Consider the following 18,454-nt stretch of genomic DNA (forward strand, 5'->3'; position numbering starts at 1 on the left):
GCTCGTCGCCGTGCAGCGCGGTGGCCCGGCCGACCGCGCCGGCCTGCGCGCCGGCGACACGGTCGTCTCGATCAACGGCAAGGAGATCAGCGACACGGCCGCGCTCATCAACGAGACGGCCGCATTGAGCCCAGGTACCCAGGCGCAGTTCAAGGTCCTGCGCGGCCGCGAGGCCGTCTCTCTGGCGGTGGAACTGGGCCAACGTCCGGTCACGCGCAAGCCGTGAGAGAGGCATCCCGTGCTGCGCGTCGCACTCGAGTCCGGTCTGACGCGAACGCTGCTGCGGCGGGCCGACAGTCCCGCGTTTCCCGCGGTGGTGGGTGCCGTGGCGCTCGCCGCGACGCTGTCAATGTCGGTTCCCTTTGCAACCTTGCTGGTGGCGGCGGTGCTGATGGCGCGGCGCCGCTGGAGCGCCATCGCCGTGGGCGCCAGCCTGGGCGCGGCACTGGGCGCGGCCGTGCTGTACCTGGTGTTCCACCACCTCGGCTGGGCGCGGCTCTTCGCCGCCTATCCCGACGTCGTGCGTTCGTCCGCCTGGAACGACGCAACGCGCTGGTTGTCCGCCTACGGCGTCGTGGCACTGCTAGTCATCGCCGCCACGCCGCTGCCGCTCACGCCGGCGTTGATGTTCGCCGCGATCTCCCGGCTGCCGCTCGCGGAGGTGGTGTTCGCGCTGTGGATCGGCAAGCTCGCCAAGTACTCCGTGTATGCCTGGCTGGCCTCGCGCTTTCCGGAACGTGCGCTTCGGCGCGGTCAGCGGCACGCCGATGCGCTGCGCATCATCGTCGCCCGTGCCTGTCGCCCACCCCGGGGCAGCGGCGCGACATCGGGGCTTCCGGGGAGCGCCGGTGACGGTGCCCGCAAAGCCGCGGTCGCGACCGCCCCTCCACCTGCTACAGGAGGTCTGCTGATGTGCTTCTCCGCCGAGGCCAGCTTCGCCGCCGGCACCGCGTTGCTGATCGTCGGCGCAGCCACCGTGCGCCGCGCGCGTGTGCGCTCCGAACTGCCGTACGCCTGGATACCGGTCCTCTTCGGCATCCAGCAACTGCTCGAGGGCGCGCTCTGGCTGACCTTCCCGGACCGCGCGCCGCTTCTCAATACCGTACTGACGCACGCCTATTCGTTCTTCTCGCACGTGCTGTGGCCGATCTACGTGCCGCTGGCCGCGCTGGCGCTGGAGACCGTGTCGTGGCGGCGGCGGGTCCTGATCGCCATCGCGTTCGCCGGCAGCGCCGTGGGTCTGTACCTGCTGGCGACGCTGTTCACGCTGCCGATCGTCGCCACCGTGCGGGGCCAGCACATCGCCTACGAATCGCCGCACTTCTACGCGCTGGCCGCGATGTCGCTGTACCTGGTCGGCACCTGCGCCAGCCTGATGGTCTCGAGCCACGTTCGGGTGGTGGCCTTCGGCGTGGCGGCGTTCGTGTCCGCGGTGGCGGCCTGGACCTTCTACACCACCTGGTTCATCTCGGTGTGGTGCTTCTTCGCCGGCGTGCTCAGCGTGATCGTGTTCCTGTACTTCACAGATCCGAGCCGTGCCAAGCGGGTTGCCGGCGCGGTCCCGGAACTGGGGGCACGTTGATGGAGGGGACGAAGCGCTTCACGCCGGCGCTCGGCTTTCATGTCCTCACGCCCCTGTACGACCGCGTGGTGGCCCTGACCACGCGCGAGCGGACCTTCAAGCGGGCACTGCTCGATCAGGCGTGCCTCGGTCCGACCCATCAGGTGCTGGACGTCGGCTGCGGCACCGGAACGCTGGCGATCGCAGCCCAGCGGCGCCAACCGGGCGTGCGGGTGGCCGGCTTGGATGCCGACCCCGCCGTCCTCGCCGTCGCGGCGCGCAAGGCACGGTCTGCCGGGGCCGACATTGCGTTCGGCCTGGGCCGCTCGAACGCCCTGCCTTACGCCGACGAACGCTTCGACCGCGTGCTGTCGAGCCTGTTCTTCCACCACCTCTCCTGGGGCGACAAACTGCTGACCGCGCGCGAGATGCATCGCGTGCTGCGTCCGGCCGGCGAACTGCACGTCGCGGACTGGGGCCGGGCGGGCGGTCTGCTCAGTCGGACCGCGTTCCTGGCGGTCCAGCTTGTCGACGGCTTCGACACCACGAGCGACAACGTTGCCGGGCTGCTGCCGGTGCTGTTTGCGACCGCAGGGTTTCGCCAGGTCGAGGAGACGCGTCGGATTCCCACCCCTCTGGGCATCGTCTCCCTGTACCGGGCGGCCAAGAGCCCCGCCGCGCCCGGCAACCGCTCGGCGGGAGACGGGACGGCATGAGCGACCTACAGGACGTACCGCCAGGGGCGCCGACTGCGGCCGGCTCGCCTGCGGCCCTGCGCGTGCTGTTCATGGACATCGCCGCCGAAGACCAGGCTGCGCTCGAAGCCCTGTGCCCGAGCTCATGGTGGCCGCGCTTCCTGGCCGACACGCAGCTCGACGCGGATGACGGCGCCGCGGCGCTGGCCCAGGCGCTGTGTGTGTTCGTCCGCACGCCGGTGACGCGCCAGTCGTTGCAGCGAATGCCGGCGCTGCGGTTGGTGGCGACACGGTCCACCGGCGTCGACCACATCGACCTCGACGCCTGCCGCGAGCGCGGCATCGCGGTCGTCCACGTGCCCGACTACGGGGCTGCCACGGTCGCCGAACACACCTTCGCGCTGCTGCTGGGGCTGGCCCGCCACGTGTGCGAGGCACGCGGCCGAGCGCTCCAGGGCCGCTTCTCCTACCGGGGGCTGACCGGCTTCGAACTGGAAGGCAAGGCGCTGGGGATCGTCGGCTTCGGGCGCATCGGAACCCACGTGGCGCGGATCGCGCAGGGTTTCGGAATGAAGGTTCTGAGCTTCGACCCACGACCGCGACCGCAAGCCACGATCCCGCCGGGCGTTGACTTCGTCGGGTGGTCCGAGCTGCTCGAACGCAGCGAGATCCTCAGCCTGCATGTGCCGCTGACACCGGACACGCATCACCTGCTGGACGACAACGCCTTTGCCCGCATCAAACCCGGTGTCGTGCTGCTGAACACCGCGCGCGGCGGCTTGATCGACGAAGACGCGCTGCTGCGCGCGCTTGACCGCGGCACCGTCTCCGCGGCCTGCCTGGACGTGCTCGAGCACGAAGGCAGCGCCGCGCCCGAGGCGCCGATGGGCTGCGGCGGACTGGGCTGCGACCGCGGCTGGCAGTCGACTCACCCGTTGCTGCGCCACCCGCGCGTGCTCGCGACGCCCCATGTCGGCTTCAACACCCGCGAGGCGGTTGCGCGCATCCTGCACGAGACCGTCGGCAACATCCTGGCCTGGCAGGCCGGCCAGCCGCGCAACCGCATGGCCTGACATGCCGACCGCCACACCAACTCCTGCCAAATCGTCGCAGCGCCGCTCCCCGGTCGGTCGCGCCCTGTGGATCGGCATGGCGTTCGCCGGCTTCGTGTTGTGGTGGGCTTGGCACCGGGGCGTCATGCGTTGCGATGACCACCCCATCGCCGAGCGATTTGCAACCCTTCTGCAAGGGCTCGGCACCACCTTCGTCAAGCTTGGCCAGCACCTGAGCCTGCGCGCTGACCTGCTGCCCGAGTCGGCACAGCAGGCGCTGGCCAGGCTGCAGGATCATGTCGGCCCGTTTCCGTCGGAGCAGGCGCAGCAGGCCGTCGAATCCGCTTTCGGCCGCCCCTGCGCACAGCTGTTCGCGCGCTTCGACCTGGCGCCGCTGGCCGCGGCCTCGGTGGCGCAGATCCACCGCGCCGCGCTGCCCGACGGCACCGAGGTGGTCGTGAAGATCCGCCGGCCAGGCTCCGCCCAGGCCGTCGAATCCGACATGCGCATCCTGCGCCTGGTGGCCACTGTTGCGCAGGCCCTTGTCCCGGCACTGCGCCGGTGGGGCCTCGTGGCGATCGTCGACGAGATCGCCGGCAACCTGCGGCTCGAGATGGACCTCGCGCGCGAGGCTCGCTTCGTGAGGCGTTTCGCCGATGCGTGGCGCGGCTCGCCGGAAGTCGACATCCCTGACGTGGTCGACGGCCTGTGCACATCCTCCGTGATGGTGCAGCGCTTCAGCAGTGGCGTGCGCATCGACTCCGTACCGGCGCCGGATCGGGAGGCCTGCGCACGCCGCCTCGTCGACAGCTACGTGAGGCAGCTTTTCGAGCACGGTTTGTTTCATGGTGATCCCCATCCAGGCAACCTGTTCGTGATGCCCGACGGGCGAATCTGCTTCCACGATTTCGGCATCGTCGGCCGCCTGGACCGACGCCTGCGCCGCGCGCTGACGGCCTTCGCCCTCGCGTTCGTCGAGCAGGACGCCGACTGGGTTGTCGACGCCTGGCTCGACCTAGGCTGGTCGGTGCGCAAGTCGAGCGCCGCGCCTTCCTGCCGGTGGTGCAGTCGCTGCTGGCGGACTGCGCCGAGCGGCCGCTGCGCGACTGGTCGCTGCCGGCAGCGCTCGGACGGCTGGTGGCCGCCGGCCGCTCACAAGCGGTACGCCTGCCCACGGACCTGCTTGTGCTGACGCGCACGATGCTGCTGCTCGAGGGCACGGTCCGTGCATTGGCACCGGCGTTCTCGATCTTCGAGACCTTGTCGCAGCACGCCGCGGTCGGCACGCTGCGGCAAGCAGGCCAGCCGGAGGCCACGAAGCGCCTGGCCTTCGAGGTCGGAAGCGCCGCCAGCGACCTGCCGACGCTGGTTGCTCAGCACCTACACGGCGCACTGACCCGCGAGCGCCTGCTCGAGATCGCGATCGTGCCGGACCCGCGCCTGCAGGAAGGCGTCGACCGCGCCAGCCGCCGTATCGCGCTCGCACTGGTGACGCTCGGTCTGTACATCGCCGCGAGCCTGTTGATGCAGCACGCCGTCGGCCCGCAATGGGGCGGCATGCCGCTGCTCGCGCTGGCGGGCTATGGGCTCGCCATCCGTTTCACGTTTTCCATCGCCGGCGGCAGCGCGCAGCGCTGACCGGGGAGTTCAGCCTCAAAGGAGAGTGGACATGGACAGAGTCAGGGTGGCAGTCAATGGCTACGGCGTAATCGGCAAGCGCGTCGCCGACGCGGTTCGCCTGCAGGACGACATGACACTTGCCGGCGTCGCCGACATCGTGGACGACTATCGGCTGCAGGTCGCCTCACGGGCTGGGCTGCCCGTGTACGCGGCAACGCCCCAAGCCGAGGCGCCGATGCGCGCGGCCGGCATCGCTGTAGCAGGCGGCATCGCCGAACTCCTCACACAAGCCGATGTCGTCGTCGACTGCACGCCCAAGAAGGTGGCCGCAGCCAACAAGGGGGTCTACGAGACGGCAGGCGTCAAGGCCATCTTTCACGGCGGCGAATCCCACTCGTTGACCGGACATTCGTTTGTCGCGCAGGCGAACTATGCGTCGGCCTTGGGTCGCGCATCGACGCGCGTCGTGTCCTGCAACACCACATCCATCGTGCGCACGCTCGGCGCGCTCAAGGCGGCCGGTCTGCTCAGGCGTGCGCGAGGCACGTTGATCCGGCGCGCTTCCGATCCGTGGGAGGCGCATGCCGACGGTATCGTCAACACGGTGGTTCCCGAAAAGAACATTCCCAGCCATCAGGGTCCGGACGCCCGCACCGTCATACCCGACCTCGACGTCGTGACGATCGCCGTGAAGGCCGCTCATAACTCCAGCCACCTGCACACCTGGTGGGTCGAGTTGACACGACCAGCGACGCGCGAGGAGGTGCTTGCCGCATTCCGTACAGCGCCGCGGATCGCGTTCGTGCGGTCGGCGGACGGCATCGTCGCGCTGAACAGCACGGTCGAACTGATGGCCGATCTTGGCCGCCCCCGGGCGGATATGTGGGAGGTGGCGCTGTGGGAGGACGTACTGGCCGTGGACGGCGACCAGGCGTACTACACCTACCAGGTCTTCAACCAGGCGATCGTGATCCCGGAAACGATCGACGCGATCCGGGCACTTACCGGGATCGAGTCGGATGCGGCGCGGTCCATCGCGAGGACCGACGCCTCTCTGGGACTGCGTCGCGACTTCCTTCGCTGACGGTGCACGTCGTCAACGGTTGGTCAGATTCCCCAACTGAAATTTTGTCGGCAGCGCCGCCCGAGCCCGGTGGGTGTTCGCTCGGGCTGTCACCTGAAGTACCACTGAATCTGCACCTGGAACGCGTCGGGAGAGGTCGCGAACTCGCTACCCGCGCCTCCGGTAAAGCGCTGCACGCCGAAGATCAGATCCGCGTCCGGCGCGACGGACCACACGATGCGGCTGTCGACCGCGCGGCTGCGATCGTCGACGTTAAGAACCGCGTAGGTGATCCACTTCAGCAGCGGTGTGAACTCGTAAGACGCGTACAGCCCCGCGTAGCGTGTCGCCAGGTTCGTGACCCGCTCTGAGCGCAACCCGACGAAATCGTACCCAGCCCGATCCCGCGACCCGGCGCCGTTGTAGAACAGCTCGGCGCTCACCGTGAGGCCATTTGCGAAGGCATAGTCCGCGCCCGCCATCCATCGGTTGAATCGGGGGCCCCACCCGGGTCCACCCGCGCCGCTTCGGCGCGGATACCGGCGTCGCCGATCTGGCTGGCGACGTCAGCGCCGACAATGTCCAAGCCTCGAAGCCGGCCGGCGAGCAGCGACACGTCGACCCCGGCCGCATTGCCGTGCCACTGCACGGCACGGCTGGGCGAGCCGCGATCGGGCGCGGGGGCAAATACGAGCGAAGCGCGCGACAGCGGCCCGAGCTTGGCCTCGAGCAACGCGGCGTCAACGCCGACGCGCTCCTCCCGCTCGAGCGCCAGCGGGCTGATCGGGTTCAGGATGTCAAGCGGGCTCCAGAAGCGCCCGGTCCCCCAGGCGATGCGCTGGCGGCCGAGTTTGAGATCGACATCACCGCGCGTCAGCGTCAGCGCCGCCCGATAGAGGCGATGACGGCCGTAAACGTCGCCACGCTCAAGGTAGTTGGCATCGGCCCGCCAGTACTGCGGCGGCGGGCGGTCCTTGACCACACGAAACTCGCCAGTGTTCAGGTAGCTGCCGAGCAGCAACTCGTTGTCGTATTGCAGGTCGAGTGCAAGTCCCGGCGCGAGGTCGCCCTTCGCCTCGACGCGCAGTCGGTTCAGACTGAGCGCGTAGTCCTCACCCGTCGATGCCCGCGAACTCAGGAACAGGCTCTTCAGGCTTCCCGACAATTGCAGCGGCTGAGCCCGAGCCAGCGAAGAGGCGGCACTGAGCACCAGCGCCGTCACCAATAGTGATGTGCACCCGCCGAAGCAGCGGTGTGGTCGTGTCATCACGTGTGCCGGATGGCCGCGGTCGGCTCCAGCCGCGCCGCCTTGGCGGCAGGGTACAGCGACACGGCCACGCTGGCGAGGAACAGGCCGATGCCCGGCCCGACGAGATTGCCGGCGACGAACTGCGGATAGACGATGCCGGTCAGCCCCGGGATGGCGCTGTAGTTGCGATAGAAGCCTGAGAGGTCCAGCCCGATGCTGCCAAACAGTGCGACCACAGAGGCACCGACAGCGTAGCCGATGACCGACGCGACGAGCATCAGCACGACTGTCTCGTAGACCACCATTCGCACGACCGCGTCGGGCGGCGTTCCGAGCGCCATCATCACGCCGAACTCGCGAGTGCGCTCGGCCACCGCCATGAAAACGGTGTTCATCACCGCCAGCGCGACGACGAGGAAGAAGACGGCCACGATGACGGTGCGGATGGCACGCACCAAACCGAGCATGTCCGCCACCCGCGGCAGCAGGCGCGGCCAGGGCGACGCCACCAAGCCCTCCTTGTCCAGGAGTGGCGTCAGCCGCGCCGCAACGCCATCGACCTCGACGCGGTCCGCCAGACGCAGGTTGATCGACGAAACACGCTGGCCGAGGCCGAGCATGCGCTGCGACGCCGGCAACGTGACGAAGACCATCGCCCCGTCGAAAGCGCTGCTCTCGGTGGCGAAGATGCCCCGCACCCGGAACGCCGCGGTGCCCAGCTCGCCCGCCACGCCGGGCGCCATCACCACCAGCTTCTCGCCCAGCCGGATGCCGAGCTTCTCAGCCAACCGTCGCCCTATCACGATGTCGCGGTCGGCACCGGCTTCCAACGCCGCGCCTTCGACGAAGGTCCGGTGCAGGATCGTGATCCCGCGTTCGAGCGCTGGGTCGATGCCGTACAGCACGACGCCCACCGACTTCGTGGCGCTGCTCACCAGGCTTGTGCCTGGACGCGGGGCGCGGCGGCCGCGATGCCGGGCTGGCCACGCACGGCGGCGAGTGCCGCGCTGGCATCGAAGGCCAGTTCCGGCGCGAGGTCGCGCCGCAGTCCTTCGCGCTCGATCTGGAGGTGCCCGGTGACGTAGCGCGTCGAGTTGTCGACAAGCTGCTCGCCGAAACCGTCGAAGAAGCCATAGAGAAACACGTAGGCCACGATCGCGAATGCCGCGCCGAACACCGTGATCGCGCTGCGCTTGCGGTTGCGAAGCAGGTTGCGCGTCGCGATCAGTGCGAAGACCGGCAGCGGCGCGGATGTCTCGCGGCGCGCCCCGCGCCGGCCTCCAGGACCCTTCTCGCCGATGCCACGAATCGCGGCGACCGGCTCGAGCGTCGCCGCCCGGAACGCCGGGTACAGCGCCATCGCCAGCGCGATCAGCAACACCAGGAGCGAGATCGCCAGACTGCGCTCGGCACGCACGACCGGGTAGATCACGTCGGCCAGCCCCGGCATCGCCCGCAGACCGGCTTCGAAAGCGCCGAGGTCGATGCCGACGCGGCCGAATGTCGCCGTGGCGCCGACGCCGATGGCGTTGCCCAGCAGGAGCCCGGCCGCGCCAAGCAGCGCGGCCTCAGCGACGACGAGCCGGAACAGCATCGACTGGCTGGTGCCCAGCGCGAGCATGATGCCGAACTCGCGGGTGCGCTCGAGGACTGCCATCAGCACGGGGTTGGCCACGCCGGCGGCGACCATCACGAAGAAGATCGTCAGCACCACGAAGCCCATCACCTCGTGGAAGCGGATGCTGATCGCCACCATCGGCAGCAACACCGGCCAGCCCACCACCTCGTGGTCGCCGCCGACGCGTGCGGCGATCGTCGATGCGGCGGCGGCCAAGTCGCCGCGATCGCGCAATCGCACGGCCACCGCGGTGACGGCCTCGGGCGTGGCCAGAAAGTCGCGCATCGCCGCCATCGGCATCACCGCGACGTAGCCATCCAGGTCGTCGATCTTGGTGCGGAACACGCCACGCACCGGCACGCTCGCACTCGCCACCGAGCCGTCGTAGGCCTGCCCCACCAGCACCAGTTCGTCACCGGCCCGCACGGCCAGCGCCTCGGCCATGCCCTCGCCGATCAGCACCCCGTTGTCGTCGGCGCCGCTGAAGCCGCGGCCGTCGACCACGGCCTTGAACAGGTCCGTGACCTCCGCCTCCTGCGCCGGGTCGACACCGAAGGCCAGGATGCCGCGTGAGCGGTCGGCACGGCTGGCCAGCACGGTGGTCTCCAGGCGGGCGGCCGCGGCGGCGACCGCTGGATCCGCACGCACCGATTCGAGCACGCGCGCGCCAGCCTCGATCGCGCGGTCCAGGCTGGGGTCGTCGTGGTAGCCCTTCAAGTGGACCTGTACGTCGGCCGCGAAGTAGCGCGTGGTGTTGTTGATCATCTGCCGGTTCATGCCGTCGATGAACCCCCACAGGAAGGTCAACGCCGCCAGGCCGACCGCGATCGACAGCACCGTGATGACGGAGCGGCGGCGGTTGCGCATCACGTTGCGCGCCGCCAGCGTCCAGATCATCAAGCCGGCCTCCGCTCGTCGGCCTCGATGCGGCCGTCGCGCAGCCGGATCACGCGGCGTGCCCGCTCGACCACCATCGGGTCGTGCGTCGAGAAGACGAAGGTCGTGCCCTCCTCCTCGTTGAGTCGTCGCATCAGGTCCATCAGTGTCGAACCCGACTGCGAGTCGAGATTGGCGGTCGGCTCGTCGGGCAACACGATCACCGGCCGCGCCGCGATCGCCCGGGCCACCGCGACACGCTGCTGCTGGCCGCCCGACAGTTCGTTCGGCCGGCGGTGCTCCATGCCCTCGAGCCCGAGCGCGTGCAGCAGGCGCAAAGCCTCGGCGCGGCGCCGCTGCGCATCGACGCCCTGCAGCAGCATCACGTACTCGACATTCTCAAGCGCGGAGAGCACCGGCACGAGGTTGTATTCCTGGAACACGAAACCGATGTGGCGCAGGCGCACCTCCGCGAGCGCCTTGCGGCCCAGCGAGGTGATCTCCTGGTCGCCGACCCAGATGCGGCCGCTGGTGGGACGGTCGAGCCCGCCAATGAGGTTCAGCAGCGTCGTCTTGCCGGAACCGGAGGGACCGACCAGGGCGACGAAGTCGCCCTGCAAGATCTCGAGGCTGGTCTCGTGCAGCGCCGGCACCGGGATGCTGTCGCGCTGGTAGACCTTCGTCGCCTTGTCGGCGCGGACGATGGCCGAGGGCAACGCCATGGTCGTCACTCTGCCGTCATCACGGTGCGTGGATCACCCTGCCCGCGCACCGCGGCCAGTTCGTCGGCGCCGAGCACGCCCGCCGCATCGATACCCAGCGCCTCGGCCGCCTCGGCCACTGCGTGTGCCCAGGTGCAGCGGTTCGCGAACAGCATGCCGGCGACATCCAGCGTGCCGCCCCGTGCGATGTAACCCAGCGCACGCGTCCGCCGCGGCCCGGTGTCGATGCGGCGCAGCACGCCCAGGGTCGGCTCGGGCCGCATGTGCGAGAGGATGACGCGCGCGGTGGCCGCGGGTGGGAACAGGGCCTCAAGGACCGCATCGTTCGCGACGAAGGTGCCCTCGCGCTCGTCGCGCGGCAGCCGGAACCGGCCGGGCTCGACAACGCAGGTCACCGCCGTTCGGCGACCGGCCGCGTCCAGCCGATCGGCCGCCAGCAGCGCCTGCTGCAACTGGTAAGCGCCGATGGCGATCAGCAGCAGATCGGGCGCTTCGCAGGCCTTCACCACGCAGGCGCCTTGCTCAACCAATTGCTGCGCCTGCTCGCCGCTCAGCCGGCCCGTCATCGGCCGCTTCGGCACCACCAGGGTCCAGAACTCGCCGTGGCTGCGGTAGGCGGCACGCAGCGCGGCCACCGCGCTGTTCGCATCGACCGGGAACAGCACGCGCGCGGTGTCGGACATCTCGCCCAACAGCGCCTCGGCCAGCGTCGGGTCCTGGTGCGATTGCTCGTTCTTGCCGTTCTCCCAGGTGTGCGAGGTCGCAACCGTGACCACCGACAGCCAGCCCGGCGGGTTGCCGGCCTCGGCCTGGTGCCGTGCGAACAGGATCTCCTGGCGCATCGCGCCGAGCATCTTGACGGCAAAGGCCTCGTAGGACACCACGAGATTGATGCCGCCCTTGTTTCCGAGCGCCGCGCTGACCACCGCCTCCTCGTTGAGAGCGGTGATCACCGCGCCGTCCACCGCCTCCGCGAGGCCCGGCTCCGGTGCGAAGACGCGGTGCTTCAGCAGGTCGAGCGTCTGACCCATCCGGTTGCTGCGCAATTCGTCGGGATTGCCGACCCGCGGCCGCAGTTGCGGGTTCGCCTGGACGATGGCGGCAAAGGCGGCGTCCAGCGCACCCATCGGCGACACCGTGCCGGTGCCGATGGCATGCCACTGCGCGGCCGGCATTGCAGGTGCATCGACCCGCCGATGGGCCAGCGGGTGATCGCGCTCGAGGGGACGTTGCTGTTCGCGATGGCGGCACAGCACGGCCAGCGCCTCGTCGAGTTCGCCGGCCGGCACGAACAGCGCACGCGCGCCCTCGTTGAATTGCTGCCGCGCGAGCGGATCGACGCGAGGGTTTCCGGCCAGCGGCAGGTTGTGCGCGGCATTGGTCCCTGCACCGGGGAACCCGAACCCTTTCGGCGCCTCTGCAACGGTGTAGTGCAGCGGCACCGGGTACGGGATGCTCCCGGCCGCCACGGCTGCCGCACAGGCGGCGAGCCGCTCTTCCATGGCATGCACGGCCCACGCGAACGCAGCCGGATCCGTGCCGTCGATCTCCATCGGATCGAACCCGTTCAGGCGCAGGTGCTGGCGAAACCACTCTTGTCCGCCCTGCTGCTGCATCGTGCTGCGCTGCTCGATGCGGCGGCCATTGAGGATCATGAACGGCGCCACGAAGCCGCAGTCCTCGGCGCGCCACCAGCGCGGCGCCCAGTCGCTGCCGCGCTGCTCCTCGAAGGCGCCGTCGCTGAGGAACACCACCAGCCGTTCGCCGGGCAGCGGCATGTGCACGTACTGCAGCTCGGCGAAACCGAGATAGCCACCCTCGGAAAGTCCCCCCGCCGTGTTCGGGCCGACGTGGCTGCCCAGCGGCGACGCCGGCCGCCCGCCCGCGTCGATCGCGTAGCTGTAGAAGTCGCGCGCAAAGCGTGTCAGCCCGTCTTCGCTGCGGTCGTAGCGCTCCGCGTGCCGGGGTGTCAGGTTGCCCACCAGCAGGTTGACTGAATCGATGCCGGCCACGCAATGCCCTTGGCCCATCAGCCAGCCGCGCGTCAGGCCCGTCAGTGCGTTGGCGGCGAGATAGCCGACGTAGGCCGGCACGATGTTCAGCGAGCCGCCAGTGTGCCCCTCGGGCGTTCGCTTGAAGTCCTCGCTCGCCATCTCGCGTCCATCGGGATGGACACGGTCGGCATAGGTCATGTGCACGCTCAGCCACATGCCGGCCGCGGCGAGACGGTCCGCCGCCCACAGCATGCGGTAGACGCTCGCCGTGTCGGCCGCCTTGCCGCCGGCAACGAGCACCTGCGCGAGCTCGTGCACGCGCAGTTGAGTCTGATCGTTGTGCACAATGGGGCCGTAGCCTCGCGCCCAGCGAGCAAAGTTGGCATCGGAGTCGCGGAACAGCCGCACGCGCTCGGCTACCCAGGGAAGGTGGTGGTTCATCGTCGGGTCCAGGTTGCGCGGAAAGTCGCGCTGGGGTCGGGGCTCATCGCTTTTGCAGGTTGCGCTGGCTGAAGATCTCGTCGTCCACCGGCCGGTCGAACACGGCGTCCTTCAGCACGACCGTGGTCGAGTTGCCGGGCTTGGCGTCGGGCCGCATGTCCCAGCGCGTCGGCAGGGTCCGGCCACCGACCTTGCGCACGTCCGAGAAGGTCAGCACGCGCACGCGCTCGCCGCGCTCGCTGAAGAACTCCTGCTTGAGCGGCATCGTGTCGGCGCGCCGCACCCAGTAGACGATGCGGCCCCAGACCACGGCCGAGTCGGGCTTCGGCACCGCCTCGATCTGTACGACAGTCTCACCATCGAGCGGCACCGTGCCGATCACCTTGTGGGTGTAATCCTCGAGGATGCTGCTTTCCTTGACCAGATCGTCGTTGGTGAAGTCCGAGCCCATCCACGGCTGCAACATCATCGACGGCGGGATCTTGACGATGCGCTCCACGTTGGCAGGTAGTTCCACATCTCGGTGCCGATGCGCAGCGAGCCGATGCCGGCCTCCTTGGCGGGCGAGACGATGCGAACGAAAGACCGCCGGGGCCGGTCCATCCAAAGCCGCAGGCCCAGCGTGCGCTGCCAGCGCGGCGTGGCGATCGTCATCTCGTAATCGCCCTGCACGGTGTTGCCCCACAGCAGCTTCTCGACCTTGTCGAGGATTTCGCGCCCCTCGGACGGTTGGGCCCGGACGCCCGACACGGCGAGCGGGACCGCAGCGGCGATCAGTCGGAGCAGCCTTCGACGTGCCCTCACGACGCACCTTCCGCCGGTGACTGCGCCACGGCAGCCACGCGGAGCTGGGCCGGAGCGGCACTCGATGCCATCAGCCCGTCCAGCATCGCCCGGTCAACAACCTCCTTTTCCAGCAAGAGGCTGGCCAGCGACTCCAGCGCCGCCCGATGCGTGCTCAGCGTCCGAGAAACGCGTTCGCGCGCCTCGTCCAGCAGTCGGCGCACCTCGCCATCGATCGCTTCGGCCGTGCGTTCGCTGTAGGTCCGCGGCTCGGGCAGCGTCGGACCGTTCAAGTACAAGGGTGCGGGGCGTGCGTCGTAGGTCGCCAAACCCAGTGCGTCGCTCATTCCATAGTGCGTGACCATGTGGCGCGCCAGGTCGGTGGCACGCTGCAGGTCGTTCTCCGCGCCGGTCGACACATCGTCGAATACCAGCTGCTCCGCAACCCTGCCGCCGAGAAGCACGTCAAGCCGATCGAGCAGTTCGCTGCGTCGCATCAGATAGCGGTCCTCCGTCGGCGATTGCTGGGTGTAGCCGAGCGCCGCGATGCCCCGCGGGATGATCGACACCTTGGTCACCCGGTCCGAGTTCTTGCGGTGCTCGGCCACCAGCGCATGGCCCGCCTCGTGGTAGGCGACGAACTTGCGCTCGGTCGGGTTCATGACCCGGTTCTTCTTCTCGAGGCCGGCAACGATGCGGTCCAGCGCCTCCTCGAAGTCCTGCATGTCGACCGCGTCCTTGCCGCTCTTGGCCGCACGCAGCGTGGCCTCGTTGACCAGGTTGGCGAGGTCGGCACCCGCGAAGCCGGGCGTGCGCGCCGCGAGTGCGGCGAGGTCGACAGTCGGCGCCAGCTTGACGTTCTTGACGTGCACCTGAAGGATTTGGCGCCGCCCGTTCAGGTCCGGACGGTCCACCGCGATGTGCCGATCGAAGCGCCCTGGCCGCAAGAGCGCGGGATCGAGAACCTCGGGGCGGTTCGTGGCGGCCAGGATGATGACGCCGCGGTTCGTGTCGAACCCGTCCATCTCAGCAAGCAGTTGATTCAGCGTCTGCTCGTGTTCCTCGTGGCCACCCGACAAGCCACCGACGCCACGCGCCTTGCCCAGCGCGTCGATCTCGTCGATGAAGACGATGCAGGGCGCCTTGGCCGCGGCCTGCTCGAACAGGTCGCGCACCCGCGCCGCGCCGACACCGACGAACATCTCGACGAACTCGGAGCCGCTGAGCGAAAGGAACGGCACGCCGGCCTCGCCCGCCACCGCCTTCGCAAGCAGGGTCTTGCCCGTGCCCGGTGCGCCAACGATCAGCACCCCCTTGGGGATCTTGCCGCCCAGACGCTTGTAGCGGTCCGGGTTCTTGAGGAACTCGACCACCTCCATCAGTTCCTCGCGCGCCTCGTCGATGCCCGCGACGTCCTTGAAGGTGACCCCGGTTTCGGTCTGCATGTAGACCTTGGCCTTGCTCTTGCCGATCTCCAGCATGCCGCCATGCCCCATGCCACCGCCCATGCGCTTCATCAGGAACCACCAGATGCCGAAGAACACCAGCGCCGGCGCGACCCAGGAAATCAGCGCGCCGAGCCACTTGCTCTCGCGCACGCTTCCGTAGCGCACCTTGGCGGCATCTAGCTGGGCCACGAGCCCCGGGTCGTTGACCAGCACCGTCGCGAAGCCGTGCTCGCCACCAGCGCGCTGGAGCGCCTCGAGCTTGTCCTTCGGCAGGATCTGCTCGAGTCCCTCGGCCTTCAGCTTTCCAGTGGCGATGCCGTCGGCGATGACCACGTCATCAAGCTTGCCGGCCACGAGCGCCTGCTTGAACTCGCTATAGGTGAGTGTCTGCGTGTGACGTGTCGCGAAGAACTCCTGCACGAGGATCATGCCCACCAGCGCGGCGAGCACGTACCACAACGAGAACGTCTGTTTCTGGTCCATCAACCTTGCTCCTCCAGAGTTTCGATCTACGCTCCAGGACGCCGTCGCGAATGCCGTTCATCGAGTACCACCTGAATGGCGCCCCAAAGGATCAGCGCCGGGCACACGAGCAGCACTGCGGCCGACAGCGCACTCCACCACGACCACCCGAACGACCACAGGACGCACGCTGCAAGCAGCACCGCCGCCGCTGGGCACAACCACATCCAGCGGTTGGCGAACTCGGGCCACTTCACGAATCTCATCGTGACCTCCGTCGTCATTGAAGGCGCGCCCGCTTCAGCAGCGCCGAGTTGACGATCACCGACAGCGAGGACAGTGCCATCGCCGCGGCGGCAATGATCGGGTTGAGCAACCCGAAGGCCGCGATCGGCACACCGACCGTGTTGTAGACGAAGGCCCAGAACAGATTGCGCTTGATCGTGCGCATCGTAGCCCGCGACAGCCGGATGCCGGTGACCACGTCGCGCACGTCGCTGCGCACGAGGATGATGCCGCCGGTCTCCTTGGCGACGTCCGAGCCCGACCCGATCGCGATGCCGATGTCCGCGGTCGCCAGCGCCGGGGCGTCGTTGACGCCGTCGCCAACCATCGCGACGACCTTGCCGGCCTGCTGCAGTTCCTTTATCACGCGCGCCTTGTCCGAGGGCAGCACGTCGGCGATCACGCGGTCGATCTCCAGCGCGCGGCCGATCGCCGCGGCCGTACGCGCGTTGTCGCCCGTCAGCATCACCACCTCGACGCCTTCGGCGCGCAGCGAGCGCACGGCCTCGCGCGCCTCGGGCTTGATCGTGTCGGCAACCGCGATCACGGCGGCGAGTTCGCCGTCGCAGGCGAGCAGCATCGCCGTCTTGCCGTCCGCCTGGAAGCGCTCCATGTCCGGGCCAACCGTCGCGACGTCGACGCCGGCCCCCTCCATGAGCCGCCGGTTGCCGAACAGCACCTTGCGCCCGTCGACCTGCCCGCGGACGCCATGCCCCGGTACCGCCTCGAACCCCTTCACCGCGCAGGGCGCGATGCCGCGCTCCCGGGCGCCGCGCAGGATGGCCTCGGCCAGCGGATGCTCGGATCCGGCCTCCAGACTGGCGGCCAGGCGCAGTGCCTCGTCGTGGTCGCAGTGCCCACAGGGCTTCAGATCGGTCAGGGCCGGCTCGCCGCGGGTCAGCGTCCCGGTCTTGTCGAAGACGACGGTGGTGAGCCGCTCGGCCTTTTCGAGGATCTCCCCGCCCCGGATCAGGATGCCGGCCTGCGCGCCACGCCCCACGCCCACCATCAGCGCCGCCGGGGTGGCGATGCCGAGCGCACAGGGGCAGGCGATGATCAGCACCGCGATGAAGGCGAGCAGGCCCTGCGGGAAGTTGCCAGCGAGCCACCATAGCGCGAACGACAGGATCGCCGTGCCCACCACCGCCGGCACGAAGTAGCGTGTCACCTGGTCGGCGATGCGCTGGATCGGCGCGCTGCTGGTCTGCGCGTCCTCGACCATCTTGACGATCTGCGCCAGCGCCGTCTCGGCGCCGATGCGCGAGGCCTGGAAGCGGAAGCTCCCCGTACGGTTCAGCGTGCCGCCGATCACCGCTGCGCCAGGCTGCTTGTCGACCGGCATCGACTCGCCGGTTAGCATCGATTCGTCGACCGCCGACGAGCCTTCGAGCACCACGCCGTCGGTCGCGATGCGCTCACCCGGGCGCACGACCAGCGTCTCGCCCACCATAACCTGCTCGGCCGGAATCTCGACCTCCTCGCCCCCGCGCAGCACGTGGGCGGTCGCGGGCTTGAGGTCGAGCAGCTTGCGCACCGCCGCGGAGGAATGCTTCTTGATGATCTCCTCCATGTACTTGCCCAGCAGCACGAAGGCGATGATCACCGCCGAGACCTCGAAATAGACGTCGCGTTCCTCCACCTTCACCGGCAGCACCGACGGGAAGAACAGTACGGCGACGCTGTAGAAGTAGGCGACCGAAGTGCCGAGGGCGATCAGCAGGTCCATGTTGATGGAGCGGTTGCGCAGCGCATTGAAGGCGCCGACGTAGAAGCTCCAGCCACCGATGAACTGCACCGGCGTGACGAGCAGGAACAGCCACACGCCCCAGGTGAACCAGGGCAGCGCGGGAATCGGTACCCAGGTCAGCAGCGTTGCGCCGGTGGCCAGTGCGATGAAGGCGCCGGCGCGCATGATCGCCAGCGCCAGCACGCCGGTCAGCGCGATGGTGACGCGCGTGCGCATCGACTTCAGTTCGGCTTCCGGCGACTCGAAGGTGCGTTGGCAGCCGGCGCTGCAGAAGTAGTAGCTGCGCCCGGCACGGTCGGTGCGCAGCGCCGTCGCCTTGTCGACCACCATGCCGCACACCGGTCCTTTGCCTGGCCCGACTCGGCGCGCCGCAGCACGCTCTGCAGCGGCCGGCCCGCCGCGTGCATGTCCGCACCGAGTGGCGGTGTGGGGGTGGCAGGCACCGAATCCGAACTGCCTGCGGTCACGCCGGCGTATCGCGCCGGATCGCGCTGGAACTCGCCAAGGCAGTGCGCCGAGCAGAACAGGTAGATTCGCCCCGCATGCTCGGCACGGCCTGCCGCGCGGGCGGGATCCACGGTCATGCCGCAGACCGGGTCGACGGACGCGGCGGCAGTGGGTTCGACGTGAAGCGCTGCCTGGGTCATGTCCTACTCCTGTTCAATGCGTGAAAGGGGTGTGCGGCTGGCGTCATGGCGTGCGGCGCGCGGCGCCCTCCCATGCCGCCGCGCCGGCCGCAGAGCCGTCAACCCGCCCGCGATGAGGAATGGCAGCGGCGGCGCCAGCGCGAACAGGCTGCCCGTGGCTGCGGCGCCGACCGCCTGCCCGAGGTTGGCCG

The 18,454-nt window shown here is 69.1% G+C and carries 20 protein-coding genes and 1 pseudogene; 8 read left to right on the forward strand and 13 right to left on the reverse strand.

The features are described 5' to 3' along the window. The 8 genes and pseudogenes from Y694_RS13035 to Y694_RS13065 all read left to right on the forward strand — a co-directional run. Window positions 1-226: PDZ domain-containing protein (locus Y694_RS13035; RefSeq protein ID WP_036233127.1), on the forward strand; the 226-nt coding region annotated here is incomplete at its 5' end. 165 nt (window positions 227-391) lie between these two features. Further along, window positions 392-655, forward strand: a pseudogene (locus tag Y694_RS25860) (hypothetical protein); the annotation flags it as partial. Window positions 656-910: 255 nt separating this feature from the next. After that, window positions 911-1,582: a DUF6629 family protein gene (locus tag Y694_RS13045; protein WP_036233129.1), complete on the forward strand. Its 672-nt coding sequence runs from the start codon at window positions 911-913 to the stop codon at window positions 1,580-1,582. Beyond that, window positions 1,582-2,277: a class I SAM-dependent methyltransferase gene (locus Y694_RS13050; RefSeq protein ID WP_036233132.1), complete on the forward strand. Its 696-nt coding sequence runs from the start codon at window positions 1,582-1,584 to the stop codon at window positions 2,275-2,277. Before Y694_RS13045 ends, Y694_RS13050 begins: the two co-directional genes overlap by 1 nt. Then, on the forward strand, window positions 2,274-3,329 hold the full coding sequence (locus Y694_RS13055; protein ID WP_051495762.1) for an NAD(P)-dependent oxidoreductase: 1,056 nt from the start codon (window positions 2,274-2,276) through the stop codon (window positions 3,327-3,329). Before Y694_RS13050 ends, Y694_RS13055 begins: the two co-directional genes overlap by 4 nt. A 76-nt stretch (window positions 3,330-3,405) precedes the next feature. Further along, a complete protein-coding gene (locus tag Y694_RS13060) occupies window positions 3,406-4,500 on the forward strand; it encodes an AarF/ABC1/UbiB kinase family protein (RefSeq protein WP_231497675.1) in 1,095 nt (364 codons plus the stop codon). Next, window positions 4,494-4,946, forward strand: a complete 453-nt coding sequence (locus Y694_RS25865; protein WP_231497676.1) for a hypothetical protein — start codon at window positions 4,494-4,496, stop codon at window positions 4,944-4,946. Before Y694_RS13060 ends, Y694_RS25865 begins: the two co-directional genes overlap by 7 nt. 31 nt (window positions 4,947-4,977) lie before the next feature. After that, window positions 4,978-6,012 (forward strand): type II glyceraldehyde-3-phosphate dehydrogenase, encoded by a 1,035-nt coding sequence (locus tag Y694_RS13065; protein ID WP_036233134.1) that lies wholly within the window; start codon window positions 4,978-4,980, stop codon window positions 6,010-6,012. Window positions 6,013-6,101: 89 nt separating this feature from the next. Here Y694_RS13065 and Y694_RS22600 read toward each other — a convergent pair whose 3' ends face one another. From Y694_RS22600 to Y694_RS25885, 13 genes are all read right to left on the reverse strand, one after another. Next, window positions 6,102-6,434 (reverse strand): hypothetical protein, encoded by a 333-nt coding sequence (locus tag Y694_RS22600; protein WP_155935829.1) that lies wholly within the window; start codon window positions 6,432-6,434, stop codon window positions 6,102-6,104. Further along, complete coding sequence (locus Y694_RS13070; RefSeq protein ID WP_155935830.1) at window positions 6,431-7,213, reverse strand: hypothetical protein; 783 nt, start codon at window positions 7,211-7,213, stop codon at window positions 6,431-6,433. The genes Y694_RS22600 and Y694_RS13070 overlap by 4 nt, the downstream gene beginning before the upstream one ends. Window positions 7,214-7,257: 44 nt before the next feature. Then, complete coding sequence (locus Y694_RS25870; protein ID WP_231497677.1) at window positions 7,258-8,154, reverse strand: ABC transporter permease; 897 nt, start codon at window positions 8,152-8,154, stop codon at window positions 7,258-7,260. Window positions 8,155-8,171: 17 nt separating this feature from the next. After that, the gene (locus Y694_RS25875) at window positions 8,172-9,755 is read right to left on the reverse strand and encodes an ABC transporter permease (protein WP_231497678.1); all 1,584 of its coding nucleotides are present in this window, start codon (window positions 9,753-9,755) and stop codon (window positions 8,172-8,174) included. Beyond that, window positions 9,755-10,456: an ABC transporter ATP-binding protein gene (locus tag Y694_RS13080; protein WP_036233152.1), complete on the reverse strand. Its 702-nt coding sequence runs from the start codon at window positions 10,454-10,456 to the stop codon at window positions 9,755-9,757. Before Y694_RS13080 ends, Y694_RS25875 begins: the two co-directional genes overlap by 1 nt. Window positions 10,457-10,461: 5 nt before the next feature. Further along, complete coding sequence (locus Y694_RS13085) at window positions 10,462-12,891, reverse strand: xylulose 5-phosphate 3-epimerase (RefSeq protein ID WP_036233138.1); 2,430 nt, start codon at window positions 12,889-12,891, stop codon at window positions 10,462-10,464. 43 nt (window positions 12,892-12,934) lie between these two features. Next, window positions 12,935-13,408, reverse strand: coding sequence for an outer membrane lipoprotein-sorting protein (locus Y694_RS13090; RefSeq protein ID WP_231497679.1), 474 nt, complete (start codon window positions 13,406-13,408; stop codon window positions 12,935-12,937). Then, window positions 13,357-13,695: a hypothetical protein gene (locus Y694_RS25880; protein ID WP_231497680.1), complete on the reverse strand. Its 339-nt coding sequence runs from the start codon at window positions 13,693-13,695 to the stop codon at window positions 13,357-13,359. Before Y694_RS25880 ends, Y694_RS13090 begins: the two co-directional genes overlap by 52 nt. Further along, complete coding sequence (ftsH, locus tag Y694_RS13095; RefSeq protein ID WP_036233140.1) at window positions 13,692-15,605, reverse strand: ATP-dependent zinc metalloprotease FtsH; 1,914 nt, start codon at window positions 15,603-15,605, stop codon at window positions 13,692-13,694. The genes Y694_RS25880 and ftsH overlap by 4 nt, the downstream gene beginning before the upstream one ends. 26 nt (window positions 15,606-15,631) lie before the next feature. Continuing rightward, window positions 15,632-15,850 (reverse strand): hypothetical protein, encoded by a 219-nt coding sequence (locus Y694_RS13100; RefSeq protein WP_152543464.1) that lies wholly within the window; start codon window positions 15,848-15,850, stop codon window positions 15,632-15,634. Window positions 15,851-15,864: 14 nt separating this feature from the next. Next, on the reverse strand, window positions 15,865-17,946 hold the full coding sequence (locus Y694_RS13105; RefSeq protein ID WP_036233146.1) for a heavy metal translocating P-type ATPase: 2,082 nt from the start codon (window positions 17,944-17,946) through the stop codon (window positions 15,865-15,867). Then, the gene (locus tag Y694_RS24870; RefSeq protein WP_197028789.1) at window positions 17,838-18,263 is read right to left on the reverse strand and encodes a YHS domain-containing protein; all 426 of its coding nucleotides are present in this window, start codon (window positions 18,261-18,263) and stop codon (window positions 17,838-17,840) included. The genes Y694_RS13105 and Y694_RS24870 overlap by 109 nt, the downstream gene beginning before the upstream one ends. 3 nt (window positions 18,264-18,266) lie before the next feature. Further along, window positions 18,267-18,454: hypothetical protein (locus Y694_RS25885; protein WP_231497681.1), on the reverse strand; the 188-nt coding region annotated here is incomplete at its 5' end.

The sequence above is a fragment of the Methylibium sp. T29-B genome (genome assembly GCF_000576225.1).
Taxonomy (GTDB): Bacteria; Pseudomonadota; Gammaproteobacteria; order Burkholderiales; family Burkholderiaceae_C; genus Methylibium; species Methylibium petroleiphilum.

What these genes read in the sequence shown, in the direction of transcription:
- Y694_RS13065 (WP_036233134.1), top strand. Translation starts at nt 4,978, where the DNA reads ATGGACAGAGTCAGGGTGGCAGTCAATGGCTACGGCGTAATCGGCAAG.
- Y694_RS13080 (WP_036233152.1), bottom strand. Translation starts at nt 10,456, where the DNA reads ATGGCGTTGCCCTCGGCCATCGTCCGCGCCGACAAGGCGACGAAGGTC.
- ftsH (WP_036233140.1), bottom strand. Translation starts at nt 15,605, where the DNA reads ATGGACCAGAAACAGACGTTCTCGTTGTGGTACGTGCTCGCCGCGCTG.
- Y694_RS13060 (WP_231497675.1), top strand. Translation starts at nt 3,406, where the DNA reads ATGGCGTTCGCCGGCTTCGTGTTGTGGTGGGCTTGGCACCGGGGCGTC.
- Y694_RS13105 (WP_036233146.1), bottom strand. Translation starts at nt 17,946, where the DNA reads ATGGTGGTCGACAAGGCGACGGCGCTGCGCACCGACCGTGCCGGGCGC.
- Y694_RS24870 (WP_197028789.1), bottom strand. Translation starts at nt 18,263, where the DNA reads ATGACCCAGGCAGCGCTTCACGTCGAACCCACTGCCGCCGCGTCCGTC.
- Y694_RS13055 (WP_051495762.1), top strand. Translation starts at nt 2,274, where the DNA reads ATGAGCGACCTACAGGACGTACCGCCAGGGGCGCCGACTGCGGCCGGC.
- Y694_RS13045 (WP_036233129.1), top strand. Translation starts at nt 911, where the DNA reads ATGTGCTTCTCCGCCGAGGCCAGCTTCGCCGCCGGCACCGCGTTGCTG.
- Y694_RS25875 (WP_231497678.1), bottom strand. Translation starts at nt 9,755, where the DNA reads ATGATCTGGACGCTGGCGGCGCGCAACGTGATGCGCAACCGCCGCCGC.
- Y694_RS13085 (WP_036233138.1), bottom strand. Translation starts at nt 12,891, where the DNA reads ATGAACCACCACCTTCCCTGGGTAGCCGAGCGCGTGCGGCTGTTCCGC.
- Y694_RS13100 (WP_152543464.1), bottom strand. Translation starts at nt 15,850, where the DNA reads ATGAGATTCGTGAAGTGGCCCGAGTTCGCCAACCGCTGGATGTGGTTG.
- Y694_RS13050 (WP_036233132.1), top strand. Translation starts at nt 1,582, where the DNA reads ATGGAGGGGACGAAGCGCTTCACGCCGGCGCTCGGCTTTCATGTCCTC.